Genomic DNA, 25,189 nt, shown 5'->3' on the forward strand with positions numbered 1-25,189 from the left:
CAGCGCCGGCAGGTCGGCCTGGACGCCGGTCTGGACCTTCTCGAACAGCGCGCTGGCCTGCCAGACGCCGGCCAGTCGTGCGGCAGCGGCGATCGCGCGGTCGCGCTCCGGGTAGCCGACCAGCACCAGCAATTCGCGGTTCAGCGGTTCCTGCATGCGCTGCTCGGCGCTTTTCTGCAGCGCGTCGCGGCTGCTGCCGGGCACCAGTTCGAGGATGTCGGTGCTCAGTGGCGCGCCGTTTCGCCACTGCCAGGCGCCCAGCGCGAGGAGCATCAGCAGACCGGCGAGAAAGACCCGGGGGGCGCGCCGCTCAATCGGTGAAATCATGCTGTTCCCGATCGGACAGGGCATCGGCCGCGACGCTGTTCTGCAACAGCAGCTCGGTGCGGTCGCCCTGGGTTTCGTTCAGCACGATGCGCTGTACCAGCGCGCCGCCGTCGATGCGGATGCTGTTGAAGATCTGCTTGAGCAGCAGCGCGCGCGGCGTCAGGGTCAGCTGCCAGTGCTGTGCATCGCCTTGCAGGGCCAGCTCGAAATCCCGTTGCAGGCCGCTGCTGTCGCCGCCCAGCACGGCGAGGAACAGGCGGTTCTGCTGGGCGCTGGCGCTGCGTTGCGGGATCGCCTGCCAGCCGCCGGCTTCGCGCCGGGCGATGCCCTGTTCGTCGATGCGGTAATCCTGCTGCAGCGGCGTCTTCAACAGCCAGAGCAGGCCGTGGCCCTTGGCCAGGACGAACTCCCCGCGGCTGGTCAGCGGTTTTTCCAGGGCGCGGAGAAACTTCTGCTGAACGAATTCGCCGCGCACCACCGCGGGTTTGCCCAGTTGCGCCGCCAGCTGTTCCAGGCCGAACGCCTGGGCCAGCGCCGGGAGCAGCGACAACGCGGTCGCCAGCAGCAGGCGTCTCATGCCAGCGCCCTGCGCACGGCGTCGACCAACACCGCCGGCGAGGCGAGTTGCATTTCCTGGCTGGCGATCTCGACCGCCACCTGCACGCTGCTGGCGCGGGTCAGGCGTTCGCCGGTTTCGACGTCGCGAATCAGGTAGTTGATCTTCAGGCGGTTTTCCCACTCGACCAGGTCGGCGCGCACGCTGATGCGCTGGTTGAAGCGCGCCGGCCGCACGTAGCGCAGCTGCAGGTCGATGATCGGCCAGCCGTAGCCGGCGTCGCGCATCTGCTGGTAGTTGTGGCCGATGCGCTCGAGCAGCGCGCAGCGGGCGACTTCCAGGTATTTGACGTAGTGGCCGTGCCAGACGATGTCCATCGAGTCGACGTCGAAGAACGGCACCAGCACCTCGATTTCGCTTTGCAGTACGCCGTCCTTACGCATACAGCCCCCAGAGGCGGTTGCGGATGTGGGTGAGGCACAGGCGCAGCTCGGTCTCCAGCGCGCGGTCCTCGATCACCGGCGCGAAGTCGCTGGCGAGCTGTTCGCGCATCGCCGCCAGCGCCGCCGGCAGCGCGCGCGAATCGGCCTGGCCGGCACGCAGCCAGACGCCTTGGTTGGCGGCGAGCAGCGCCGCGGCGGCGACCTGCTCGCTCAGCTCCAGGCTGCGCAGGGCGTCGCGGGCGGCGATGGTGCCCATGCTGACCTTGTCCTGGTTGTGGCATTCGGTGGAGCGCGAGAACAGGCTCGCCGGCATGCCGTTCTTCAGTGCCTCGGCGGTCCAGGCGCTGGCGCCGATCTGCACCGCCTTGAAGCCGTGGTTGATCATCGCGGTGTGCGCCGGCGCGCCGGAGAGGTTGCTCGGCAGGCCGTGGTTGTAGCGGGTGTCCACCAGCAGCGCGAGCTGGCGGTCGAGCAGGTCGGCGACGTTGGCGACGAGGTTCTTCAGGCTGTCCATGGCGAAGGCGATATGGCCGCCGTAGAAATGCCCGCCGTGCAGCACGCGCTCTTCTTCGGCGTCGATGATCGGGTTGTCGTTGGCGCTGTTCAGCTCGGTCTCGATGAACTGGCGCAGCCAGCCCAGGCTGTCGGCGAGCACGCCGAGCACGTGCGGCGCGCAGCGGATGGAGTAGCGATCCTGCAGCCTATGCAGCGGCGGCGTCGGGCCGTCGATGGCCAGGTCGTCGCGCAGCCAGGCGGCGACCTGGGCCTGGCCGGGGTGCGGCTTGGCGGCGAACAGGCGCTCGTCGAAGTGTTCCGGGTTGCCCTGCAGGGCGATCACGTTGAGCGCGGTGATGCGCGTGGCCAGGCGCAACAGGTAGTCGGCGCGGACGAACGCCTGGCAGGCCAGGCCGGTCATCACCGCGGTGCCGTTCATCAGCGCCAGGGCTTCCTTGGGCCGCAGCACCAGCGGCGTCCAGCCGAGTTCGCGATGGACCTCGGCGGCGTTGCGGCGGGCGCCGCGCCAGAGCACGTCGCGTTCGCCGGCGAGGGCGGCGGCGACGTAGGACAGCGGCGTGAGATCGCCGCTGGCGCCCACCGAGCCTTCTTCGGGAATCAGCGGCAGCACGTCCTCGGCGAGGAACGCCTGCAGCCGTTCGAGCAATTCCAGGCGCACGCCGGACATGCCGTGGGTCAGCGAACGCAAGCGCGCGGCGAGCACGGCGCGAGTGGCCTGAGCGTCGAGCAGCTTGCCCAGGCCACAGCCGTGGAAGGTGAACAGGTGCTGCGGCAGCGCCTCGACGTGCTGCAGCGGCACGGCCACCACGCAGGAGTCGCCGTAGCCGGTGGTGACGCCGTAGATGACCCCTTCGCGGTCGAGGAGAGTGTCGAGGAACTGAGCCCCGCGAGCGATCCGCTCACGGAAGGCGGCGTCGTCCTGCAGGCGCGTCGGTGCGCGGCGCTCGGCCACGGCGACCAGTGCTTCGATGGAAAGATGGCTTTCGCCGAACACCACGGGATCAGTCGTCATGCGATTTCCAGAACGGATAGAAGTTGAACCATTGCAGCGGCGCCTGGGCGCAGTGCTCACCGAGGCGCAGGGCGTAGCGCTGCGTCCACTCGCGGATCACCTGCTGACGGTCGTTGCGCCGCCAGTGGATGCGTTCGGCGAAGGGCTCCAGGTGAATCCGGTAGCGCCCGCGCTGCTTGATGCAGAACAGCAGGCTCGCCGGGCATTGCAGCAGCCCGGCGAGCAGCCACGGGCCCTGCGGAAAATCGGCCGGCTTGCCGAGGAAGTCGACCCGGCTGCGGCGGCCGCCGTGCAACGGCACGCGGTCGCCAGCGATGGCCAGCCATTCGCCGTTGTCCAGCCGCTCCGACAGCTGCAGCATGATCGCCGGGTCCAGCTCGCTGACCTGAATCAGGCGCAGGCGGCTGGCACCGGCCTCACCGAGCAGGCGGTTGAAGCGCTCGGCGTGGCGGGTGTGCACCAGCACGTTCATGCGCACCTGTTCGCCCAGTTCGGCCAGCGCGCGGCATACCTCGAGGTTGCCCAGGTGGGCGCCGACCAGCAGCTGGCCGCGCTGGCCCGAAGAAGTCTTCTGCCGCAGGCCGGCCGGGTCCAGCAGTTCGATGTCGCGCATGTCCAGCTTGCCGTTCCAGACGTCGAGCTTGTCGAGCAGGCTGTCGGCGAAGGCGAGGAACTGGCGGAACACCGAGCGCGTGTTTGGCCGCAGCCCGGCTTTTCCGCTCCACTGGGCGAGGTTGTCCTGGTATTCGCGGGCACTGCGACGCGCCCGGCGGCCGAACAGGAAGAAATAGAAAACGATGCCGTACAGCAGCGGCGCGATCAGCCGGCGGCCCAGGGTGCGCGCGGCCCAGGCGGTGAAGCGCATCAGCAGTAAGCTGCCGCGTTCGCCCTGCGCGGCCCAGTGCTGGCCGGCGTCATTCATGCCCGCCACCGCCGCCAGAGGATCAGCGGCGCGCGGCCGAGCATGCCGAAGAACAGCTTGGCGTGCATTTTCGAGATCAGCGCGTTGTCCTGCCACAGGCGGAAATGCGACAGGCCGTCGAGCGGGTAGTGCACGCGGGTCGGCAGCCAGCGCATCGGCTGGTTGCGCCAGGCCAGGCGCACGAGGATCTCCGGGTCGAAATCCATCCGCCTGCCCAGCCGCGCCGAGTCAATCAGCGCCAGGGTCGGCTCCAGCGGGTAGACGCGGAAGCCGCACATGCCGTCGCGGATGCGTAGCGAGAGGCTGTTGATCCAGACCCAGACATGGGTCAGATAGCGCGCGTAGAGGCGGCTCTTCGGCACGCTCGCGTCGTACTGCGGGTAGCCGCAGATCAGCGCCTGCGGCGCCTGCTCCGCGGCGGCGAGGAAGGCGGCGACGTCGCCGAGGTCGTGCTGGCCATCGGCATCCACCTGCAGCGCATGGCTGAAGCCCAGGCGGCGGGCTTCGCGCAGGCCGGCCATCACCGCGCCGCCCTTGCCCTGGTTGGTCGCCAGGCGCACCAGGTGGACCTGCTCGGCGTCGGCCAGGCGATCCATCGCTGCGGCGCAGGCCGCGCTGGAGGCGTCGTCGACGATCACGCAGGCCAGCCCGGCCTCGCGCAGCGCCTGCAACACCAGCGGCAGGGCGTGTTCGTGGTTGTACACTGGGATCACCGCGCACGGCCTAAACATTGGCCGGCCCGAGGAGGATGCGCCCGGAGGAGCAGGGCGCATCGCCGTTGCGATAGGCGAAGTGCAGCTTGCCGCGCTCGGCATCGAAGCGCAGCGTCAGCTGCAGTCGATCGCCGGGACGCGCGAGTTGCTGGAACTTCAGCACCTCCATACCGCAGAAACGCGGGGGCAGCTGGAGCAGCTCGCGGGCCAGGCTCAGCGCCCAGTCGATCTGCACCACGCCGGGGAGCACCGGGGTGCGCGGGAAATGCCCGCTGAAGTGCGCCAGGTCCGGCGGCACGTCCAGCAGCAGTCGCCACTCGCCGTCCACTTCGTGTTCCTCGACCCGTTCCGGCTGCCGGGTGCGCGGCGCCTGCAGCAGAGCATCGACCTGCGCCTGCGGCAGCTTGCCCTGCGCGGTCAGCGGCAGTTGCCGCAACAACCGCCAGCGACGCGGCAGCGCCAGCGCCTCGCAATGATCGCCGAGGTGGGCACGCAGCGCCTGGGTCAGCGCGCGACGGCCCTCGTTGCGCAAGACGTGCAGCCCGGCATCGCTGAGGGCGACCAGGGCGCCCAGATAGGCGCGGTTTTCGCTGATCACGCCGAGGCGGCAATCGGCGACCCAGGCGTGGCTGGCCAGCGCCCCTTCGAGCATCGGCAGGGAGATGCGTTTTTCTTCCAGCTTGACGATGCGATCGAGGCGACCGAGCAGCTCGAAGCCACCGCTGGCGTCGAGCCTGACGGCATCCGCCGACTGTTCGATATGGCCGGCCGGCAAGTAACTGGAGGCGATGCGCAACGCGCCGCTGTCATCCTGGCTCAGTTCGACTCCGGCGAAGGGCTGCCACAGGCCCTCGCCCTGACGCCAGGCGATGCCGCCGGTTTCCGAACTGCCGTAGATTTCCGTCGGCCACTGGCCGAGACGCCGTTGCAACTCCTGGGCGGCTTCGGCCGGCAGCGCGCCGCCGGAGGAAAATACCTTGCTGACGCGGCCCAGCGCGGGCCAGTCGAGGTTGTCGCCCATGCGCTTGAGCAGCGCCGGGCTGGCGACCCAGGCGAACCCGCCGGCGTCGGCGAGGCCCAGGCTGGCGAGCTGGATGTCTTCGGGAAATGGCAGCGCGCGGCGCAGGAAGGTGCGCCCCGCGGCCAGCGGCCAGAGCACGCGGAACAGCAGCCCGTAGATGTGTTGTGCGGCGACGCTGCCGATCAGCGTGGCGGCGCCCAGCTCGGCGCCCCACAGCGCTTCGAGCGCGTCGACTTCGTTGGCCAACTGGCGCAGCGACTTGCTGATCAGCTTAGGTTTGCCGCTGGAACCGGAGGTGCTCAGCGTCAGGCGGCAGGCGTCCAGGTCCAGTTCCGCGGCGGCCAGCGGCTCGTCCTGCGGCGCGTCGAGGCGCGTGTCGCCAGGCTGGTCGGTCAGCCAGAGGTCGACCTTCGGCGCCAGGCGCTGGCGATTGCCCGGTTGCAGGTCGGCGGGCAGGACCACCTCGACACCGGCGCGCCAGGCGCCGAACAGCGCGATGGCCAGCTCGGCGGCGTCTTCCAGGTGCAGGGCCAGGCGGCGCACGCCGCGGCGTTGCAGGGCGGCCGCCAGGCACAGGGCGCGCTGGCGGAATTCGGCGTGCTCGAGGGCCGGCGCCAGGCTCAGCGCGCGCGGGCCGGGCGATTCCAGCAACAGGCGGTGCAACGGTGTCATGCGCTCGCCCTCACGCGTTGGCGCAACAGCCATTCGCCGATGAACAGCAGGCCCATGAGCAGGTAGGAGAGCAGCCCGTTGTAGAGCGTCCACCAGCTCAGCGGCGCCCACAGCGTCAGCGCGGCGGCGAGCAGCCCGTTGCAGAGGAAGAAGATCGCCCAGACCACGGTGACCTGGCGCGTGTAGCGGATCGCCACGGCTGGCAGTTCCGGCTCGCGCAGGCGTGCCAGGCGCTCGACCAGCGGCGGGCCGTACCTGAGGCTCAGGCCGAACAGCGCCAGCAGCATCAGGCTGATCAGCACCGGGTACCAGCGCAGCAGGTGCGCGTCGCCGACCACGCCGAGCAGCACGCAGAAGGCCAGCGCGCCCAGCGCCAGCCAGCGGTTGCCCGGGCGTTCGGCGCTGCACAGCATGCGCGCCAGCCAGAGGCTGCCGAGCAGGATGGCGAAGAACTGCGGTGACAGATGCCCGAGGCCGTAATAGACGGCGAACGGATAGGCCAACCCGGCCAGCAGCAATCCCAGCGCGATCAGTCGACTCAAGCGGCGTCCTGCATCTTGTGCATCGCCTCGACCACGTCGGCCACTGTGCGCACCGCCTTGAAGTCCTCGGCGGCAATCTTCTTGCCGGTCTGCCGCTTCAGGTGGTCGATCAGGTCGACCGCATCGATGCTGTCGATTTCCAGGTCCTGATAGAGGTTGGCCTCCGGCGTGATCCGCTCGGGTTCCAGCTCGAACAGCTCGACCAACGCGTCGCGCAGGGTGGCAAAGATTTCATCGCGATTCTGCATGGGTCGTTCCTTCAGGCCGCTTTGCTCGCGCTGACGTAAGCCGCCAGGCGGGCCACGTTGGCGAAATGCGTGCGGGTGTCCTTGGCTTCGGCGTCGATCTTGATGCCGAAACGCTTCTGGATGGCCAGGCCCAGTTCCAGGGCGTCCACCGAGTCGAGGCCGAGGCCGTCGCCGAACAGCGGTTGTTCGCTGTCGATGTCGTCCGGGCCCATGTCTTCGAGGCCAAGGGCCTCGATGATCAGGTTTTTGATGTCAGTTTCCAGTTGGCTCATCTTCGGCGAGCTCCTTCATGAAGTAGTGATGCAGATGATCGTTGAGTTTGCGCGAAGCGATGGGCGCGGAGTCCTGTTCGGCGAAGCGTTGCGGATCGATGTCCGCGCCGACGTGCAGGCGGAAGTGGAAGCGCCGCGAGGGAATGCTGTACCAGGGCTCGGCCTTGGTCAGGGTCGTCGGCGTGACGCTGATCACCACGGGCGTGACGATGCGGGCACCGCGCAGGGCGATCGCCGCGGCGCCACGGTGGAACTCCGGGGCACGACCGGGTGTGGTGCGGGTGCCTTCGGGGAAGACGATCAGCGTCTGACCCGAGCGCAGCGCCCCGGCCGCCTCGTCGAGCATGTCCATGCTGCCGCTGTTGCTGATGTAGCCCGCGGCGCGCACCGGACCGCGGGTGAACGGGTTGTTCCACAGGCTCTGCTTGACGACGCAGTTCGCATCGCGGATGCAGGCGATCAGTACCACCACGTCGATCAGCGACGGGTGATTGGCGATGATCAACTGGCCGGGCTGGCCGAGGCGCTGCACGCCTTCGATCTCGTAGGTGAGCACGCCGCTGCGGTACATGAACTGGACGAACAGCCAGAACAGCCGGCTGACGGTGGCGCGTGCCCGCTGGCGGCGCCGGGCCGCGTCGCCGGGAAGCAGGCTCAGCAGCGGGAAGATCAGCAGCCTCAGGCACAGCCCGCCGACTCCGAATAGCACGAAGCTTAGGCCCGTGGCGATCAGCCGCCAGGCATAGGGCGCGCTGCCGTGCGCCTTCACGGATTGCGTCGCCAGGTCCATGCGCGGCTCTTCCAGTGGTTGCTGCACAGGCTTTTGCCTTGCAGCAGGGTGAGCAGGACATTCAGCGCATGCGGCCACCGGCAGGCGGTTGCGTCGGCGCTGGGCGTGTCGCAGGTAAGCGACCACTGCGCGCCGCGGCGCAGCCTCAGGGCCACGGCATAGGGGAAGGGCACGTCGTCGATCCAGGGGGCGTAGGCCTCCGGCGGGCGGTCCTCGGCGATCACCAGCAGCACCTGCGGCTCGCCCTCGGCAAGCAGCCCGGCGGCTTCGAGCAGGGCATGCTCCAGGCCGTCGCCTTCGGCAGCGATGGCGGTCATCTCGCTGTCGTCGCCGCGCAGGATCGACCACAGGCCGATGATCGCGTTGTGCACCGAGAGGCTGAACTGGGTGGGTGACAGCGGCTGCCGCTCGGCCAGTTCGCTGAGCAGGGCGAAGGTGCGCGGCGTCTCGCCATGCCGGGAGGCAAACACCATCGGCATCGGCGCCTGGCCTTCGGCCAGCGGCCAGGCTACCTGGAAGGTCATTCGCGCCAGCCGACTCATGCGCCGACGCTGCATCGCGGGCAGGAAATCGACCGCAGGCACGGCCGCCGGGTCGCCGCCGACACAGCCGGGGGCCAGGCTCCAGCGCGTCCAGGCGTCCGCGTCATCCAGGCCGGGGGCCCATGCTCTCCATTGATCGATGCTGAATTGAATCACGTCAAAGCGCTCGTTCCCGCTTGTACGGGTGTCCATTGCGAGGTGCGTCTTCCTGAAACGGGTTGGTGTGAAACTGTCCAGACCACGCGCGGGCGGATTATCCCGGCGCCATCCGCTACAGGCAAACATTGTTACAGAGTCGAATGTGACGCCGCGCAACCTTCCGGGTCACTGGCGTTCTAATCGATCCTTTATACAAAAGGCGGGCGGTAGAGTGATCGCCGCTCATCGAAACGCGGCGATCCGCGGCCCGCGCGCTGTCGTCTTATCGTCATCTTCGCGGCGTAGAGTGAGCAGCGGGTTCCATTTCCGGAGGTTTCGCATGCGGCGCGTGGTGTTCAATCAGAAGGGCGGGGTAGGCAAGTCGAGCATCGCCTGCAACCTGGCGGCGGTCGCCGCGGCCGAGGGTTATCGCACGTTGCTGGTGGACCTCGACACCCAGGGCAACTCCACCCATTACCTCACCGGGCTGGCCGGCGACGAAATCCCGCTGGGGATCGCCGACTTCTTCACGCAGATCCTCTCGTCCGGGCCGATCGCCAAGAACGGCAAGGTGGACATCTACGAGACGCCGTTCGACAACCTGCACGTGATCACCGCCACCGCGGAGCTTGCCGACCTGCAGCCCAAGCTGGAGGCGAAACACAAGATCAACAAGCTGCGCAAGCTGCTCGATTCACTCGACGAGGACTACGAGCGGATCTACCTGGATACGCCGCCGGCGCTGAATTTCTACACGGTGTCCGCGCTGATCGCCGCCGAGCGCTGCCTGATCCCCTTCGACTGCGACAGCTTCTCGCGCCAGGCGCTGTACGGGTTGCTGCGCGAGATCGAGGAGATTCGCGACGACCACAACCCCGGCCTGACGGTGGAAGGCATCGTGGTCAACCAGTTCCAGGCGCGGGCGGCGCTGCCGCAGCGGGTGCTCGACGAGATGATCGGCGAAGGTCTGCCGGTGCTGCCGGTCTATCTCGGTGCCTCGGTGAAGATGCGCGAGTCGCACGAGGCCTGTACGCCGCTGATCCATCTCGACCCCACGCACAAGCTGACCCGGCAGTTCGTCGAGCTGCACCAGTTGCTCGAAGCCAGCGGCTGAGCGCGTCAGCGCGAGTGGGCGCGCAACTGGTAGAGCGCGCTGCTCTCGGCCACCACTGCGCCCGAGGCGTCGGTGAGCTGCAGCTCCAGCCGGTACTCGGCCTTGCCGGCGCGCGTCGCCTCTTCCTGGATGCGCTGGATCTCGGCGGCGTCCAGACGCGCCTCCACGCGGATGTCGCCGGTGGCCGGGCGGCGGAAACGCAGGTTCATCTCCTTCACCACCGGGTAGAAGCGCTGGCTGTCGAAGCTGGTGAGAAAGAGTGCGCCGCCGGGCATTTCCGCGAGGGTGAAGAGGGCACCGGCGTACAGGCTGCCGATGTGGTTCTGGTTGCCGGCCAGCGGCGCCAGCAGGCGCACGAAGCCGGGCTCCAGCACCTCGGCCTTGAGGCCCATGCGCTGGACGAAGGCGATCTTTTCCTCGGTGAGCTGGCGGGCGATCTCGGCGGGCACGGGCATGGCGGACTCCTTCGGTAAGGTCCCTAGCCTAGCCGGCGGCGCTGACGCGGCAATGATCGCCGCGCTCGGCGCCACTGACCGATGCGCTCAGAGTCCCTGGCCGTTCAGCCAGGCGAGCAGTTGCGGCAGCGGCATGGCGCCGCTCTGGCGCGCGCTCTCGCGGCCGTCGCGGTAGAGGATCAGGCTGGGGATCGAACGGATGCCCAGGCGCGCCGACAGCTCGCGGTTGGCTTCGCTGTCCAGCTTGCCCAGCCGGCAACGCCCACGCAGTTGCGCGGCGGCCTGCTGGAACACCGGGGCGAAGGCCTTGCACGGCCCGCACCAGTCGGCCCAGACGTCCACCAGCAAGGGCAAATCGCCCTTGGTCTGCCGGTCGAAATTGGCCTGGTTCAGTTCGAAGGGGGTGGCGCTGAGCACCTCGGCCTTGCAGTGGCCGCACTTCGGCGTCTCGCCCAGGCGCGCTGCCGGTATGCGGTTGAGCCCGGCGCAGTGCGCGCAGGGAACGAGAAGGGCGTCGGACATGCCGCGGCTCCGTCGAAGGATGGTGATCCTAATGTGGAGCCGCGGGCCGGGAAGTCAAGGCGGCCGGTCAGCCGCGCGCCGCAGCCAGCGCCTGCCCGATGTCGGCGAGGATGTCGTCGATGTGCTCGATGCCGATCGACAGTCGGATCATGTCGCGCGGCACGCCGGCCTTCTCCAGTTCGGCGTCGTCGAGTTGGCGGTGGGTGGTGGACGCGGGGTGGCAGGCCAGCGACTTGGCATCGCCGATGTTCACCAGACGCACCACCAGTTGCAGCGCATCGATGAAGCGCGCGCCGGCGGCCTGGCCGCCCTCGATGCCGAAGGACAGGATGCCCGCCGGTTTGCCTGCGACGTAGCGTTGCGCCAGTTCGTGCTCCGGGTGATCCGCCAGGCCGGCGTACTTCACCCAGCGCACCTGTGGATGATCGCGCAGGTATTCGGCGACCTTCAGCGCGTTCGCGGTGTGCCGTTCCATGCGCAGGCCCAGGGTTTCCAGGCCCTGCAGGATGAGGAAAGCGTTGAACGGCGACAGCGCGGCGCCGGTGTTGCGCAGCGGCACCACGCGGCAACGGCCGATGAAGGCGGCGGGGCCGAAGGCCTCGGTGTAGGTGACGCCGTGGTAGGACGGATCGGGCGTATTGAGCAGCGGGAAACGCTCGCGGTGCTGCGCCCAGGGGAATTTGCCGGAGTCGACGACGATGCCGCCGATGGAGTTGCCATGGCCGCCGATGTACTTGGTCAGCGAGTGCACGACGATGTCGGCGCCGTGCTCGAACGGCCGGCAGAGCACCGGGGTGGCAACGGTGTTGTCGACGATCAGCGGCACGCCATGGCGATGCGCGGCATCGGCCAGTGCCTGCAGGTCGACGATGTTGCCGGCCGGGTTGCCGATGGATTCGCAGAACACCGCCTTGGTGCGCCCGTCGATCAGCGTTTCCAGGGCGGCGATGTCGTCGTGCGGGGCGAAGCGGGTCTCGATGCCGAAGCGCGGAAGGGTATGGGCGAACAGGTTGTAGGTGCCGCCGTACAGCTTGGCCACCGAGACGATGTTGTCGCCGACCTCGGCGAGGGTCTGGATCGCGTAGGTGATGGCCGCCGCGCCGGACGCCACGGCCAGCGCGCCGACACCGCCCTCCAGCGCCGCCACGCGCTTTTCCAGCACGTCGCTGGTGGGGTTCATGATCCGCGTGTAGATGTTGCCGGCGACCTTCAGGTCGAACAGGTCGGCGCCGTGCTGCGTGTCGTCGAAGGCGTAGGAGCTGGTCTGGTAGATCGGCACGGCCACCGCCTTGGTGGTCGGGTCGGGGCTGTAGCCGGCGTGAATGGCGAGGGTTTCCAGTTTCATGTGCGAGGCGTTCCATCGTGGCAGGGAAGGCCCTGAGCATGTCGACTGGAACGGCGGCGGGTCAATGCGTCCCGCCGCGCCCGGCTAAACCGTTTGCGCCTAAGGTTATGCCGCGATCAACCAACCAGCGCGTTGTAGATGTTGTAGGCGCTGATCAGGGTGATCAGGCTGCCGATCAGCATCAGCAGGGTCTTCGCCGGCAGGCTTTTGCACAGCAGCGCGGCGAAGGGCGCGGCGAACAGGCCGCCGAAGACCAGGCCGGCGACCAGCAGCCAGGTGCTCGGCTGACCGGCGAGCAGGATGAAGGAGGTGGCGCTGGCGATGGTCAGGAAGAACTCGGCGAAGTTTACCGAGCCGATGGTGGTGCGCGGGTCGCTGCCGGAGCCGATCAGGGTGGTGGTCACCACCGGGCCCCAGCCGCCACCGCCCGCCGCATCGACGAAACCGCCGAACAGCGCCAGCTTGGCGATGTGCTTTGGCTGGCGCTTCTGCAGCACGTGGCGGAACGCCTTGGCCAGGATGTACAGGCCCATCAGCAGCAGGTAGGCGGAGATGAAGGGCTTGAGCACCTTGCCGTCGAACTGGGTGATCACCACCGCGCCGAGCACGGCACCGATCATTCCCGGCACGAGCAGGCGCAGGAACAGCGACTTGTTGACGTTGCCCAGCTTGACGTGGGAGATCCCGGACAGGCCGGTGGTGAAGACCTCGGCGATGTGCACGCTGGCGCTGGCCGCGGCGGGCGAGGCACCGGCACTCAGCAGGAAGGTGGTCGCGGTGATGCCGTAGGCCATGCCCAGCGCGCCATCGATGGCCTGGGCCAGGAAGCCGACCGCCACCGCGCTCCAGAACAGCGGGCTGTTCAGCGCGCCCTCGATGATCTCCAGGCCACTGCTCTGGTGTTCGCCGAAGAACAGCCGCCAGGCGAGGAAGCTCAGCAGGCCGACCAGGATGGCCACCGCCAGCCACATGGCGACGCGCAGCACGGGATGGTTGATCGGGTTGGAAACGTAGTCCTCGACCGGCGGCAGGCCGAGGGCCTGGTGCTCGCTGTTGATCGGGCTGGCGGTAAGGTCTAGATCGCGGATTTTCATCTAATGCAGAAGCCGTCTGGGCGAGTGGTTGGCCACCCGGTGGCGCCACGATAGTGAGCTTTGCTTAGAGAGTCTAAGAATGATTCGGCAGGGTTATATGTGCTTTTGTTTGGAACTGCGGTGTTGGACGCTCAGCTGCTCAGGACGAGCAACTGATTTCCAGATGCTTGCCCCATTCCGGCGGACGCTCGGCGAAACCTTCCTTGCCGGGTTGTTCGTCGAAGGGCCGGGCGAGTACCGCGTGCAGTTCGCGCACTTCGCGGTAGTCGCCGGCTTCCGCAGCCTCGATGGCGCGCTGCGCCAGGTAGTTGCGCAGGATGTACTTCGGGTTCACCGCATGCATGCGCTGCCGGCGCGCGGTCTGGTCGCCGCCTTCATTCTCGACGCGGGCGCGGTAGCGCACGGCCCAGGCATCGAACCCGGCAAGGTCGACGAAATCGTCGCGCAGTCGGGCCAGGGCCGTTTCCGGCGCGTCGTCGCCGAGGCGGCGGAAGAACAGGCTGTAGTCGATGGCGCTGCCCTGCATCAGTTGCAGCAGGCGCTCGATGAGTTCGCCATCGGCCTCCTCCGCCTGCTGCAGGCCCAGGCGACGGCGCATCAGGTCGAGGTAGTGCGCCTGGTACAGCGGCAGGAAAAGGGTCAGCGTCTCGCGCAGGATTTCCACGCTGACGAACGGGGTCAGCGCCTGGGCCAGCGCGGAGAGGTTCCAGTGCGCGATGGGCACCTGGTTGCTGAAGGAGTAGCGGCCGCTGTCGTCGGAGTGGTTGCAGATGAAGTGCGCGTCGAAATCGTCGAGAAAGGCGTAGGGGCCGAAGTCGAAGGTGATGCCGAGGATCGACATGTTGTCGGTGTTCATCACCCCGTGGCAGAACCCGTAGGCCTGCCAGCGGGCGATCAGCTCGGCGTTGCGCTCCAGCACCTCGCGGAACAGGGCCGCGTGCGGCTCGGGCGACTCCAGGCAGTGCGGGTAATGCTCGCGCAGGACGTGCTCGGCGAGCTGCCCCAGGGCGTCGTGCTGGCGCGTGTAGTAGAGGTACTCGAAGCTGCCGAAGCGCACGTGGCTGGGCGCCATGCGCAGCAGCATGGCGGCGCGTTCCTCGGTCTCGCGATAGACCAGCGTGCTCGAGCCGGTCACGCACAGCGCCCGCGAGCTGGGGATGCCCAGCGCATGCAGGTGTTCGCTGGCGAGGAATTCGCGGATCGAACTGCGCAGCACCGCGCGGCCGTCGCCGCTGCGTGAATAGGGGGTCTGCCCTGCGCCCTTGAGGTGCAGGTCCCAGTGCTCCCCGGCGGCGTTGACCACCTCGCCCAGCAACAGGCCGCGGCCGTCGCCCAGGCGCGGGTTGTAGGAGCCGAACTGGTGCCCGGAATAAACCATCGCCCGCGGTTCGGCGTCGGACCAGAGCATGTGGCCGGCGAAGATTTCGGCGAATTCGGGACGTTCGCTCTCGGCCGGGTCGAGGTCGAGTAGCGCCATGGCCGACGCGCTGGCCACCACCAAACGCGGTTCGGCGATGGGTTCGGGCAGCACGGCGGTGGAGAAGCTGTCGCCCAGGCGGGCGAAGCGGTTATCGAACTGCAGTGTGTCTAGGCTTTTCAAGGTGTTCTCCGCATCTCGGACATACTGGGTTTGAACGCTGCCAAGGGGTGCCGTTCGGCCCGTACCAGCGCCCCCGCCCGATTTCGCCGAGATCGCACCGCTGTGCCGTTAGGGCACCACTGGTGGCTTCGGCACGCTGGCATCTGCGCCGGCGGCGGCTGCTCCGGTGACGATCGCGTTGCGTTCGACCTGGGCTTCCTGGCCTTCGCTGTTCTTGACGAACACATCGACCTGACGGAACGCGATCTCGATGCCGTTTTCGTTGAACAGCTGGAAAATCCTCCGGTTGATCTCGTCGGTGGCGCGGCCGCGATCGCCGAGTTCGCGAACGTGGATGATCAGGTCGTGATCCAGGGTGCTTTCGCCGAACACCTGGAACAGCACCAGCGGTTCAGGATCGCGCATCACCCGGGCGTTCTCGTTGGCCGCCTGGTAGAGCAGCCGGCGAACCAGCTCGAGGTCCGAACCGTAGCCGACGCCGACCTTGAGGACCAGGCGCGTCACGGTGTCGGTGAGCGTCCAGTTGATCAGCTGGCTGGTGACGAAAGTCTTGTTCGGCACGATCACCACTTTCTTGTCGGCGTCGGTGATGTGAGTGGCGCGGATCTGGATGCGGTTGACCGAGCCGGTGACGCCGCCGACGGTGACCAGATCGCCGATCCGTACCGGGCGCTCGAAGAGGATGATCAGGCCGGAGATGAAGTTGGCGAAGATTTCCTGCATGCCGAAGCCCAGTCCTACGGACAGCGCCGCAACCAGCCATTGCAGCTTGTCCCAGCTGACCCCGAGGGTCGAGAGCCCGACCACGAGGCCGGCCCCGGTAATCACATAGGACAGTAGCGTGGTCATCGCGTAGGCGCTGCCCTGCGCCAGGCTCAGGCGCGAAAGGACCAGTACCTCCAGCAGGCCCGGCAGGTTGCGCGCCAGCGCCAGGGTGACCGCGACGATGAGCAGGGCGCTGAGCAGATTGAGCAGGCTGATGGGGGTCTGCGTAGCCGTTGCGCCGGTGCCGCTGGTGTAGGTGTACAAGGTGACGTTGTCGAGATACGCGAAGACCCCGATGAGGTCCGCCCAGACCCAGTACAACGCCACCAGGAACAGGCCCAGCAGTGCCAGCCGGATCAAGCGCAGCGACTGCTGGTTGATCTGCTCGATGTCGAGGTTCGGCTCCTCCTGCAGTTCCTGCCCTTCCGGCCCTTCCTTCACCTGCGTCTGGCGCTTCGCGAATGCTCGCTGGTAGGCCAGGCGCCGCGCCGCCACCGACAGCCAGCGCACCGACATGGCTTCCAACAGGATCCAGATCATCACCAGGTAAAGCGTGTCGATCAGGCGGTCGGACAGGCGCAGCGCGGTGTAGTAGTAGCCGAAGCCGACCGCGAGGATCAGCGCGATCGGCAGGGCGATGATGGCCACGCCGATGATCAGGTTGACCGCCTTCTTGCGCGGCCCGCTGAGCAGCGTCTTGCCCAGCAGCCAGGCCATCAGCGCGTAGCAGACCAGCACCACGACGATCCCGATGACGTCCTCGGCGAGGGTCTCGGGCTGCACCTCGGCGATGCTCACCACCGCCAGCAACGCCATCACCACGAAGCCGAGCTTGCGCATCTGCGCCCGCAGGAACGACACCTGGCGGCGCGCCCAGCGGAAATGCAGCTCGGCCAGGCCGCCGCTGTCGAGCACCCGGTAGGCGGTGTAGAACACCAGCCAGGCCTCGGCCATCTGGATCAGCGCCGAGCCCAGGGCGGCGTTCTGGCCGCGCGCGTCATAACGCAGCGCCAGCCCGCAGAGCATCAGGAACAGGCTGCCGGGCAGCGCCAGGAGAATGTAGAGGAACACCGCCAGCGGCGTGTGCAGCTGGCTGTCGTTCTTGTAGTGGCCGATGTCGCCGTGCAGCTTCTGCAGCTTCTGGTGGATGAAACGGCGTCGCCAGAGCAGCACGCCGATGCCCAGCAGCAGCGGAATGAACACCCACGGGCGGCTGCCGAGGCCGGCCAGCAGCTCCTGGGTCAGCGAACTCCACGGCACCCGCGCCACCTGGCTCTCCAGGTAGGACGGCGCCAGGCGCAGCCAGTCCAGCCCCAGCGGCTGGTTGCTGGGAATCCAGAACATTTGCTCTTCGAGCGTGGCGCGCAGGCTCTTGGCGGTGTCCTGCAGCTGCTTCTGGTTGAGCTGCAGGTTGATCGACTCGCTGAGCAGCGAGTTGAGCTCCGTGTTGAGCTGGGCGAGCAGCTCGGCGCGGGTGTCGGCGATGCCCTGCAACGACTGGCGCAGCTCGGGAGTGACCTGCTCCGGCGGCTGCGCGGCGAGCAGCCGGTCGACGTATTCGCTGGGGCGGCCGAGTTTTTCGCGGCGCTGGCTGAGCTCGAACTGGTACAGGCGCAGGTCGGCGATCTCGTCGGCGAGGTTGCTGTCGGTCTTCACCTTCGGCAGCGCCTGCTGCTGCTGGTAAAGAATCTTCGACAGCAGCAGGCTGCCCTTGAGCACGTTGATTTGCTCTTCCAGCGCCTGGTCGGCCTGAGTCAGGTTGTCCAGTTTCTGCCGGGCCTCCAGGTTCAGGCGGTTCAGCTCGCTGAGGCGGTCGGTGGCCTTGAGCAGGTAATCGGAGAGCTGCAGGTTTTCGCTGCTTTCCTGGGCCAGCAGGCTGTCCGGGCTGAGCTTCTGCGCTTCCGCCGACTGGGCCGCGACGGTCTGCTCGGACTGTTCGCGGCGCTTATCGCTGATCAGTTGCTGGAGGTCGAGGATTTCCTTCTCCAGCCGCGCGATGCGCTCCTGCAGGAGGTCGCGCTGGGCGTTGCCGAGGTCCTGCAGCAGGCTGTTGCCGGCCATCTCCTGGCGGCGCAGCTGGGTCTGCACGTCGAGCTGCGCCAGTTCCGCTTCGAGCATGCCGCGGCTTTCGGGGATCAGCGGCTTGCCGTCCAGCTTGCCGGTTTTCAGCGCACTGCTGATTTCCTGGCTGCGCGTCTGGTTGCTGCTGATCTCCGTCTGCGCGCGCTCGGGGCGGGTCTGCGAGGTGATGATCAGGCTGTTGGCGGCGGTGCTCGCCTTCTGCCACTCGTTCAATTGGTTGCTGCGCTCGGCGATCAGTTGCTCGATCTCCGGCACCTTGCTCGCGGCGTAGCGCCTGGCGATGTCCACCGGCGTGCTGGCCTTGAGCTGCGCCAGCTGGTGCTGAGATGTGGCGATCAGGCGTGGCGCTTCGGCGAGCTGCTGCTTGAGGCTGGCCAGGGCCTGCTGGGTCGTGGCGCGCTGGTCGAGCAGACTCAGGGTGCGTTCGAGGGCCTGCTGCACCGCGGCCTGGTCGGCCTCGGCGAGCTTGCGCTGGGCCAGGCCGTCGAGGCTCTGCTGCACGGCATCGCGCGACGGTGGTTCGGCATAAGAGGGTGAAACGCTCAGGCAGAAACCGAGCAGGAGGGCGAAAGGCAGGCAACGCAGAAAGGACATGGCGGCATTCGTGCGGCTGGAAAGACGGCGAGTTTAACAGGCCGTCGCGACCAATAGCCTCAGCCGCTTGCGATGACCCGCGCGCCGCTTCGGGCTAGAGGAACAGCCCCGGCCCCGGTCGGCCGCCCTCGGGAAACCTGACGCCGACCTTGCCGATGCGGTTGCCGTCCATGCTGGCGACGGTCCAGGTCAGGCCCTTCCATTCCACCTGGTCGCCGACGACCGGTTCGCCGCCGATCTGCCGGGCGATGAAGCGGCCCAACGGCTGGCTGCCGTCGAGATCGTCCAGTTGCAGGCCGTAGAGCGCGCCGATGGCGCCCAGCTCGGCGTCGGCCTCGAGCACGAAGTCGCCGAAGAAGCGCAGGTCCTGGCCGCGCTTGGGCGCCTGGCTGAACAGCTTGCCGAGCGCCGGCAGGTCGCGGTCGTGGCCGATCACGCAAAGGATGTCGCCGGCTTCCAGCGTGGTGCTGCCGGACGGGTGAAGCAGGTCGGTGCCGCGGAACAGGGCGGCGATGCGCGTGTCCTCGGGCATCTTCAGCTCGCGCAGGGCGGCGCCGATGCACCATTTCTCCGCGCCGAGGCGATAGACGAACAGCTCCCACTCGCTGGTCGGATGCACTTCCAGCCCGGCGCGGGAGATCGGCGCGGGTGCCGGCGGTACCGTGACGCGCAGCAGCTTGGCGGCCCACGGCAGGCTGGTGCCCTGCACCAGCAGCGACACCAGGACGATGAAGAACGCCAGATTGAAGTACATCTGGGCGTGCGGCAGCCCGGCCATCAGCGGGAACACCGCAAGGATGATCGGCACCGCGCCGCGCAGGCCGACCCAGGCGATGAAGGCTTTCTCGCGGTCGTGGAAGGCGCGGAACGGCCACAGCCCGACCAGCACCGACAGCGGCCGCGCGATCAGGATCATCCACAGCGCCAGTCCCAGCGCCGGGATCGCGATCGGCAGCAGGTCGTGCGGCGTGACCAGCAGGCCCAGGACCAGGAACATGCCGATCTGCGCCAGCCAGGCCATGCCGTCGAGCATGTGCAGGATGCTGTGGCGCGAACGGATCGGGCGGTTGCCGAGCACCAGGCCGCAAAGGTAGACGGCGAGGATGCCGCTGCCGTGCAGGGTATTGGTCAGGGCGAAGATCATCAGCCCGCCGCTGATGACCAGCAGCGGGTAGAGCCCGTGGGCGAGGTGGATACGGTTGATCATCTGCAGCAGCAGCCAGCCGCCGCCGAGGCCGAGCAGCGCGCCGATGCCGAATTCGCTGAGCAAGTGGCCGAGGAAGCCGATGTCGACGCCGGTCTGGCCCTTGGCGAGCATGTCGATCAGGGTCACGGTGAGGAACACCGCCATCGGGTCGTTGCTGCCGGATTCGATCTCCAGGGTGGCGTTGACCCGTTCGTTGAGGCCCTTGCCGCCGAGCAGCGAGAACACCGCGGCAGCATCCGTGGAGCCGACGATGGCGCCGATCAACAGGCCCTGGATCAGGTTCAGGTCGAACAGCCAGGCGGCGGCCATGCCGGTCAGCCCGGTGGTGATCAACACGCCCACCGTGGCCATCGACAACGCCGGCCAGAGCGCCACGCGGAAGCTGGACACACGGGTGCGCAGGCCGCCGTCGAGGAGGATGATCGCCAGCGCCAGGTTGCCCACTAGGTAGGCCATCGGATAGTTGGAGAAGCCGATGCCGCCGGGACCGTCGATGCCGGCGAGCATGCCGACCGCGAGGATGATCACCAGGATCGGGATGCCCAGGCGCGAGGACAGCGAGCTGACCAGAATGCTCGCACCCACCAGCAACGCGCCGATCAGGAACAGGCTGTTGATGGTGATGGCATCCACGTACGGCTACTCCTCAGGCGGGCGAAAACGACCGCCTCGAACGAGCACGGTCCGACCTTTCTATGCAGGTCGCATGCCAGGGATTCTAACCTGAGGTTTTGCGCCGCTGTCAAAAAATGTCCGGCGTTTTCCAGGCGGGCGGCGGAGAGGGGCGAGGTGCATCGCCGAAGGGGGAAAACGTCCCGCCGGGCGGGACGTTCTGGGTGCGGGCTCGCGCTGGCTAGAACCAGGTCTCCTGCATGCCCAAGCAGGTGTCGTCGCGGGCTTCGAGGAGCGTCAGCGCCTGGTTGCAGCCCGGCACTTCCCAGGTCAGGAAGTAACGCGCAGCCTGCAGTTTGCCCCGGTAGAAGTCCACATCCGCCGGGTTGCCGCGGGCCAGGCCCTGCTCGGCGCGGATCGCCTGTTCCAGCCAGCGCCAGCCGATCACCGCATGGCCGAACACGTTGAGGTAAAGCGCCGAGTTGGCCAGCGCCTGGTTGACCTTGCCCTGCATCAGGTCGCCGAGCAGCGCCAGGGTGACCGTCGACAGGCGCTGCAGCAGCTGTTCCAGCGGCTGACGCAGCGCGTTGAGCGATTCGTACTCGGCGGCGCGCTGGCAGCAGTCGCCGATCAGGCGGGTCAGTTGCTTGAGGCCGGCGCCGTTGTTCTGCGCCACCTTGCGCCCCAGCAGGTCGAGCGACTGGATGCCGTGGGTGCCTTCATGGATGGGGTTGAGGCGGTTGTCGCGGTAGTACTGCTCCACCGGGTAGTCGCGGGTGTAGCCGTGGCCGCCGAGGATCTGCACCGCCAGCTCGTTGGCCTTCAGGCAGAACTCTGAAGGCCAGGACTTGACGATGGGGGTGAGCAGGTCAAGCAGCTCGTGGGCCTGCTTGCGCTCTTCCTCGGTGGCGAGGGTCTGGGTGTCGTCGAACAGGCGCGCGGCGTACAGGCCGAGGTCGAAGGCGCCCTCGACGTAGGCCTTCTGGGTCAGCAGCATGCGGCGCACGTCGGCGTGCTCGATGATCGCCACCTGGGCGCTGCTCGGGTCCTTGCCGTCGGGCAGGCGGCCCTGGGGGCGCTCGCGGGCGTAGTCCAGCGAATACAGGTAGCCGGCGTAGCCGAGCATCACCGCGCCCATGCCGACGCCGATGCGCGCCTCGTTCATCATCTGGAACATGTAGGACAGCCCGGCGTGCGGCTTGCCGACCAGGTAGCCGACGCAGGCGCCGTTGTCGCCGAAGTTCAGCGCCGTCGAGGTGGTGCCGCGCCAGCCCATCTTGTGGAACAGCCCGGCCAGCGCCACGTCGTTGCGCTCGCCCAGCGAGCCGTCGTCCGCGACGAGGAACTTCGGCACGATGAACAGCGAGATGCCCTTCACCCCCGGTGGCGCGTCCGGCAGCTTGGCCAGCACCATGTGCACGATGTTTTCCGAAAGCGGATGGTCGCCACCGGAAATGAAGATCTTGTTGCCCTTGATCCGGTAGCTGCCGTCGCCGGCCGGCTCCGCGCGGGTGCGGATGTCCGACAGCGACGAGCCGGCATGTGGCTCGGTAAGCGCCATGGTGCCGAAGAAGCGCCCCTCGATCATTGGCTCCAGGAAGCGCCGCTTCTGCTCCTCGCTGCCAAAGCTCTCGATCAGGTTGGCCGCGCCCATGGTCAGGAACGGATAGGACGTGGTCGCCGCGTTGGCGGCCTGGAAATGCGCGAAGCAGGCCTGGGACAGCAGCGTCGGCAACTGCATGCCGCCCTGCTCGAAGCTGCGCGCGGCGTTCAGGAAGCCAGCCTCGAGGAAGGCATCGACCGCCGGCTTGACCTCGGGAATCAGCTTCGCCGCGCCGTCGATGTATTCCGGCTCGTTCTCGTCGCCCTTGCGGTTGTGCGGGGCGAAGAACTTCTCGGCGATGTTGCGCGCGGTGCCGATGGCGGCGTCGAAGGTCTCGCGGCTGTGCTCGGCGAAGCGCTCGCGCTGGGTCAGGGCTTCGGCATCGAGCACTTCGTAGAGCTCGAAAGCCAGGTTGCGGGAACTGAGCAGGGTCTCGGACATGGGTACCTCCGGTTGGATCGGGCCAGTCTGGGCCCGCGGATGCGCCTCGACCAGCACCATGCACAAGCGTGATGGAGGCGCAAAAGCCACTGCCGGGGCGGTAGAATTCGCCGCCTGATCCGAGGACCTCCGATGAACTACCGCCACGCCTTCCATGCCGGCAACCATGCCGACGTGCTCAAGCACCTGATCCTGGCCAGGATCATCGCCGCTCTGTCGCGCAAGGAAGCGCCCTTCGCCTACGTTGACAGCCACGCCGGCATCGGCCTGTACGACCTGCAGGGCGACGCCGCCAGTCGGACCGGCGAGTGGTTGGCCGGCATCGGTCGCCTGTGGGACACGCCGATGCCGGCGGCGATGGCCGACTATCGCGCCACCATCGCCGCGCTGAACCCGGCGGGCACGCTGCGCTACTACCCGGGCTCGCCGGAGCTGGCGCGGCGCCTGAGCCGCCCGCAGGATCGCCTGCAACTGAACGAAAAGCACCCCGAAGACGGGCGCCTGCTCAAGGAAAACATGGCCGGCGACCGCCGCGTGGCGGTGCACCTGGGCGAGGGCTGGCACGTGCCGCGGGCGCTGCTGCCGACCCGCGAGAAGCGCGTGCTGATGCTGATCGATCCACCGTTCGAGAAGGCCGACGAACTGCAGCGTTGCGCCCAGGCGCTGCAGGAAGCCATTGCGCGCATGCGCCAGGCCATCGTCGCGATCTGGTATCCGATCAAGGACGAGCGCCAGCTCAAGCGCTTCTACCGCGACCTGCAGCAGAGCGGCGCGCCCAAGCTGCTGCGCGTCGAGCTGCTGGTGCACCCGGCCGACGAGGCGCAACGCCTCAACGGTTCCGGCCTGGCCATCGCCAACCCGCCGTGGGGACTGGAAGAGGAATTGCGCGAGCTGCTTCCGTGGCTCGCCGAGCACCTGGCGCAGAGCGAGGGCGGCTGGCGGCTGGACTGGCTGATCGAGGAGTGAGGCCGCGGCTCAACCGCGCTGACGTGCATCCACGTGATAGGACAGCTGCTGGCGCGGGTTGAGGTACTCCAGCGCTTCGACCGGCAATTGCGCCGGCCGCAGCGCGCGGGCGATCGCCAGCTGCGGCTCCTGTTCCAGGTCGACGATCAGCGCTTCGTTCTTCGGTACCGTGGCGTCGTAAAGAATCAGCGTCGGCTTCAGCGGCAGGCTCGGGTGCATGGCCAGCACCAGGGCGTAGGCATCATTGTCGAGCTGCACCAGGCTCCCCGGCGGATAGACCCCCATGACGCGGATGAACGCCTTCAGCGCGACGTCGTCGAAGCGCGCGCGCACGGTGAACATCTTCGCCAGCGCCTCGTGCGGGCTCAGGCCGTCGCGCGGGTTGAGCGGGTTGCACAGGTTGTCGAAGTAGTTGGTGATGCAGACCACCCGGCTCAGCCGGCTGATCGACGCCTCGCTCAACTGGCGCGGATAGCCGCTGCCGTCGCAGTACTCGTGGTGCTCGTGGATGATCCGCAGGATGTCGTCGTCGAACATCAGCCCCTGACCGAGGCGCAGGCCGTAGTCGGTGTGCATCTGCAGCAACTGCTGCTCGGGGCGGGTCAGCGGCGGCGGCTTTAGCAGGACCTTGCTGGGGATGTCCAGCTTGCCGATGTCGTGCAGGACCGCGCCCATGCCCAGGCTGTGGCAAACCTCGGAATCGAAGCCGAGCTGCCGACCCAGCAGCAGCGACAGCACGGTCACGTTCAGCGGATGGTAATAGGCATCGTCCGAGGCTTTGCCGTTGATGCTGTGCAGCACCACGCCGTCTTCGCCGAGCAGCACCTCGACCATGTCGGCCACCAGCGCGCCGGCCTCCTTGGTCAGGTCTTCCGGCTGCCGGCGCAGGGTCTGGATCAAGCCCTTGGCGCGCTGGCTGGTCTGAACGAACTTGCGATCGACTTCCGCCAGGCGCTTGCGCAGGACGCTGAGCTTGCGCACGCGCTTCTCGCGGGCGATCTCCTCGGCGCTGGGCGGCGGCGCTTGCACCACCGGCGGGGCTTCGGGCTCGGGCAGTTCCAGCGGGGCGCGATCGCTGCGCGTGGGGTCGTAACGCAGCCGTTTGAGGCCCAGGTCGCGGAGCGCCTTGATCTGCCCCTCGTCCTTGATCTTGAACTTGCTGAACGCGAAGGAATGCTCCCACCAGCCCAGCTCGAGCTGGACATAGAGACCGACGCAGAGCTGGTCGGGAGTGATGTAGACGGGTGTTTCGGGCATGCCTGGCTCGCAAGGCTGATCGGCTGCTGGCTATTTACTGGCATTTTGCACCGTAGTCTAGACCTCGGCGTGTGCCGCGCTCGCGCCGGCGGACCAGGCGCCGCGCTTCACGCTGGCAGGCAGACGCCCGTGCCGCCCAGGCCGCAGTAACCGTTGGGGTTCTTCGCCAGGTATTGCTGGTGATAGGCCTCGGCGTAGTAGAACGTCGGCGCCTGGATGATCTCGGTGGTGATGCCGGCGAATCCAGCCTTCTCCAGTTCGACCTCGAACGCCGCGCGACTGGCTTCGGCGGCCGCGGCCTGCTCGTCGTTCAGCACATGGATCGCCGAGCGGTACTGGGTGCCGACGTCGTTGCCCTGGCGCATGCCCTGGGTCGGGTTGTGCGCTTCCCAGAACACCTTGAGCAGCGTCTCGTAGGAGGTCAGCTGCGGATCGAACACCACCAGCACCATCTCGGTGTGGCCGGTCAGCCCGGAGCAGACCTCGTCGTAGGTGGGGTTCGGCGTGTAACCGCCGGCATAGCCGACCGCAGTGCTCCACACGCCCGGCTGCTGCCAGAAGCGCCGCTCGGCACCCCAGAAGCAACCCAGCCCGAACAGGGCCTGCTGCATGCCGGCGGGGAAGGGCGGCTGCAGCCGGTTGCCGTTCACGTAGTGCGCTTCGGGGACCGGCAGCGGTGTTTCCCGGCCAGGCAACGCCTGTTCGGGCTGCGGCAGTTCGAGTTTGTGGGCGAGGATTTGCGAGCGCAGAGCCATGGTTGCCTCCGGGACTGAAAAGGGCGCGGTTGCCGTTGGATGTCGGTGCCTGGACGGACAAGC

Annotated in this window: 23 protein-coding genes and 1 pseudogene; 2 read left to right on the forward strand and 22 right to left on the reverse strand. The window is 67.7% G+C overall.

All coding sequences use genetic code 11. The features are described from left to right. The 12 genes and pseudogenes from B2X67_RS10165 to B2X67_RS10220 form a co-directional block, all read right to left on the reverse strand. Window positions 1–327, reverse strand: a pseudogene (locus B2X67_RS10165) (hypothetical protein); the annotation flags it as partial. After that, window positions 311–904 (reverse strand): outer membrane lipoprotein carrier protein LolA, encoded by a 594-nt coding sequence (locus B2X67_RS10170; RefSeq protein WP_286785411.1) that lies wholly within the window; start codon window positions 902–904, stop codon window positions 311–313. The pseudogene B2X67_RS10165 and the gene B2X67_RS10170, both read right to left, overlap by 17 nt. Continuing rightward, the gene (locus B2X67_RS10175; protein ID WP_286785412.1) at window positions 901–1,326 is read right to left on the reverse strand and encodes an acyl-CoA thioesterase; all 426 of its coding nucleotides are present in this window, start codon (window positions 1,324–1,326) and stop codon (window positions 901–903) included. The genes B2X67_RS10170 and B2X67_RS10175 overlap by 4 nt, the downstream gene beginning before the upstream one ends. Beyond that, window positions 1,319–2,854, reverse strand: a complete 1,536-nt coding sequence (locus B2X67_RS10180) for an HAL/PAL/TAL family ammonia-lyase (protein ID WP_286785413.1) — start codon at window positions 2,852–2,854, stop codon at window positions 1,319–1,321. The genes B2X67_RS10175 and B2X67_RS10180 overlap by 8 nt, the downstream gene beginning before the upstream one ends. Next, window positions 2,844–3,776 (reverse strand): glycosyl transferase, encoded by a 933-nt coding sequence (locus tag B2X67_RS10185; protein WP_286785414.1) that lies wholly within the window; start codon window positions 3,774–3,776, stop codon window positions 2,844–2,846. The genes B2X67_RS10180 and B2X67_RS10185 overlap by 11 nt, the downstream gene beginning before the upstream one ends. Next, complete coding sequence (locus B2X67_RS10190; protein WP_090225714.1) at window positions 3,773–4,507, reverse strand: glycosyltransferase family 2 protein; 735 nt, start codon at window positions 4,505–4,507, stop codon at window positions 3,773–3,775. The genes B2X67_RS10185 and B2X67_RS10190 overlap by 4 nt, the downstream gene beginning before the upstream one ends. Next, a complete protein-coding gene (locus B2X67_RS10195; protein ID WP_286785415.1) occupies window positions 4,500–6,182 on the reverse strand; it encodes an acyl-CoA synthetase family protein in 1,683 nt (560 codons plus the stop codon). The genes B2X67_RS10190 and B2X67_RS10195 overlap by 8 nt, the downstream gene beginning before the upstream one ends. Then, window positions 6,179–6,724, reverse strand: a complete 546-nt coding sequence (locus B2X67_RS10200; RefSeq protein ID WP_286785416.1) for a hypothetical protein — start codon at window positions 6,722–6,724, stop codon at window positions 6,179–6,181. Before B2X67_RS10200 ends, B2X67_RS10195 begins: the two co-directional genes overlap by 4 nt. After that, window positions 6,721–6,972 carry an acyl carrier protein gene (locus tag B2X67_RS10205; RefSeq protein ID WP_090225720.1) on the reverse strand — a complete coding sequence of 84 codons (252 nt, stop codon included), beginning with the start codon at window positions 6,970–6,972 and terminating at the stop codon, window positions 6,721–6,723. Before B2X67_RS10205 ends, B2X67_RS10200 begins: the two co-directional genes overlap by 4 nt. A gap of 11 nt (window positions 6,973–6,983) precedes the next feature. After that, the gene (locus tag B2X67_RS10210) at window positions 6,984–7,244 is read right to left on the reverse strand and encodes a phosphopantetheine-binding protein (protein ID WP_090225722.1); all 261 of its coding nucleotides are present in this window, start codon (window positions 7,242–7,244) and stop codon (window positions 6,984–6,986) included. Beyond that, window positions 7,225–8,034 (reverse strand): lysophospholipid acyltransferase family protein, encoded by an 810-nt coding sequence (locus B2X67_RS10215; protein WP_286785417.1) that lies wholly within the window; start codon window positions 8,032–8,034, stop codon window positions 7,225–7,227. The genes B2X67_RS10210 and B2X67_RS10215 overlap by 20 nt, the downstream gene beginning before the upstream one ends. Further along, on the reverse strand, window positions 8,010–8,768 hold the full coding sequence (locus tag B2X67_RS10220; RefSeq protein ID WP_286785418.1) for a beta-ketoacyl synthase chain length factor: 759 nt from the start codon (window positions 8,766–8,768) through the stop codon (window positions 8,010–8,012). Before B2X67_RS10220 ends, B2X67_RS10215 begins: the two co-directional genes overlap by 25 nt. Window positions 8,769–9,054: 286 nt before the next feature. On the opposite strand from B2X67_RS10220, the gene B2X67_RS10225 reads away from it, so the two are divergent. Then, window positions 9,055–9,828, forward strand: a complete 774-nt coding sequence (locus B2X67_RS10225) for a ParA family protein (protein ID WP_286785419.1) — start codon at window positions 9,055–9,057, stop codon at window positions 9,826–9,828. Window positions 9,829–9,833: 5 nt separating this feature from the next. Here the strand turns inward: B2X67_RS10225 and B2X67_RS10230 are convergent, their stop codons facing one another. The 8 genes from B2X67_RS10230 to B2X67_RS10265 all read right to left on the reverse strand — a co-directional run bounded on the left by B2X67_RS10230 (window position 9,834) and on the right by B2X67_RS10265 (window position 22,148). Then, window positions 9,834–10,283: a YiiD C-terminal domain-containing protein gene (locus B2X67_RS10230; protein WP_282340456.1), complete on the reverse strand. Its 450-nt coding sequence runs from the start codon at window positions 10,281–10,283 to the stop codon at window positions 9,834–9,836. 87 nt (window positions 10,284–10,370) lie between these two features. Continuing rightward, complete coding sequence (gene trxC / locus B2X67_RS10235) at window positions 10,371–10,805, reverse strand: thioredoxin TrxC (RefSeq protein ID WP_286785420.1); 435 nt, start codon at window positions 10,803–10,805, stop codon at window positions 10,371–10,373. A 67-nt stretch (window positions 10,806–10,872) separates the two neighbouring features. Beyond that, complete coding sequence (locus tag B2X67_RS10240; RefSeq protein ID WP_286785421.1) at window positions 10,873–12,150, reverse strand: bifunctional O-acetylhomoserine aminocarboxypropyltransferase/cysteine synthase; 1,278 nt, start codon at window positions 12,148–12,150, stop codon at window positions 10,873–10,875. Window positions 12,151–12,266: 116 nt separating this feature from the next. Beyond that, a complete protein-coding gene (locus tag B2X67_RS10245) occupies window positions 12,267–13,244 on the reverse strand; it encodes a sulfite exporter TauE/SafE family protein (RefSeq protein ID WP_090225731.1) in 978 nt (325 codons plus the stop codon). A gap of 139 nt (window positions 13,245–13,383) precedes the next feature. After that, a complete protein-coding gene (gene selO / locus B2X67_RS10250; RefSeq protein ID WP_286785422.1) occupies window positions 13,384–14,844 on the reverse strand; it encodes a protein adenylyltransferase SelO in 1,461 nt (486 codons plus the stop codon). A 108-nt stretch (window positions 14,845–14,952) separates the two neighbouring features. Continuing rightward, window positions 14,953–18,285 (reverse strand): mechanosensitive channel MscK, encoded by a 3,333-nt coding sequence (gene mscK / locus B2X67_RS10255; protein WP_282340466.1) that lies wholly within the window; start codon window positions 18,283–18,285, stop codon window positions 14,953–14,955. A gap of 94 nt (window positions 18,286–18,379) precedes the next feature. Beyond that, window positions 18,380–20,125 carry a potassium/proton antiporter gene (locus B2X67_RS10260; protein WP_282340468.1) on the reverse strand — a complete coding sequence of 582 codons (1,746 nt, stop codon included), beginning with the start codon at window positions 20,123–20,125 and terminating at the stop codon, window positions 18,380–18,382. A 220-nt stretch (window positions 20,126–20,345) separates the two neighbouring features. After that, a complete protein-coding gene (locus B2X67_RS10265) occupies window positions 20,346–22,148 on the reverse strand; it encodes an acyl-CoA dehydrogenase (protein WP_286785423.1) in 1,803 nt (600 codons plus the stop codon). A gap of 132 nt (window positions 22,149–22,280) precedes the next feature. Here B2X67_RS10265 and B2X67_RS10270 point away from each other — a divergent pair, with 132 nt between their 5' ends. Continuing rightward, entirely contained in the window at window positions 22,281–23,114 is an 834-nt protein-coding gene (locus tag B2X67_RS10270; RefSeq protein ID WP_282340471.1) for a 23S rRNA (adenine(2030)-N(6))-methyltransferase RlmJ, read from the forward strand. Window positions 23,115–23,123: 9 nt separating this feature from the next. On the opposite strand, the gene B2X67_RS10275 is transcribed toward B2X67_RS10270, so the two are convergent. Both B2X67_RS10275 and msrA read right to left on the reverse strand, forming a co-directional pair. Further along, window positions 23,124–24,371, reverse strand: a complete 1,248-nt coding sequence (locus tag B2X67_RS10275) for an HD-GYP domain-containing protein (RefSeq protein ID WP_286785424.1) — start codon at window positions 24,369–24,371, stop codon at window positions 23,124–23,126. A gap of 107 nt (window positions 24,372–24,478) precedes the next feature. Next, the gene (gene msrA, locus B2X67_RS10280; protein WP_273229848.1) at window positions 24,479–25,126 is read right to left on the reverse strand and encodes a peptide-methionine (S)-S-oxide reductase MsrA; all 648 of its coding nucleotides are present in this window, start codon (window positions 25,124–25,126) and stop codon (window positions 24,479–24,481) included. Window positions 25,127–25,189 lie beyond the last annotated feature (63 nt).

Source organism: Pseudomonas sp. UBA3153, assembly GCF_002364635.1.
Classification (GTDB): Bacteria; Pseudomonadota; Gammaproteobacteria; order Pseudomonadales; family Pseudomonadaceae; genus Pseudomonas_O; species Pseudomonas_O kuykendallii.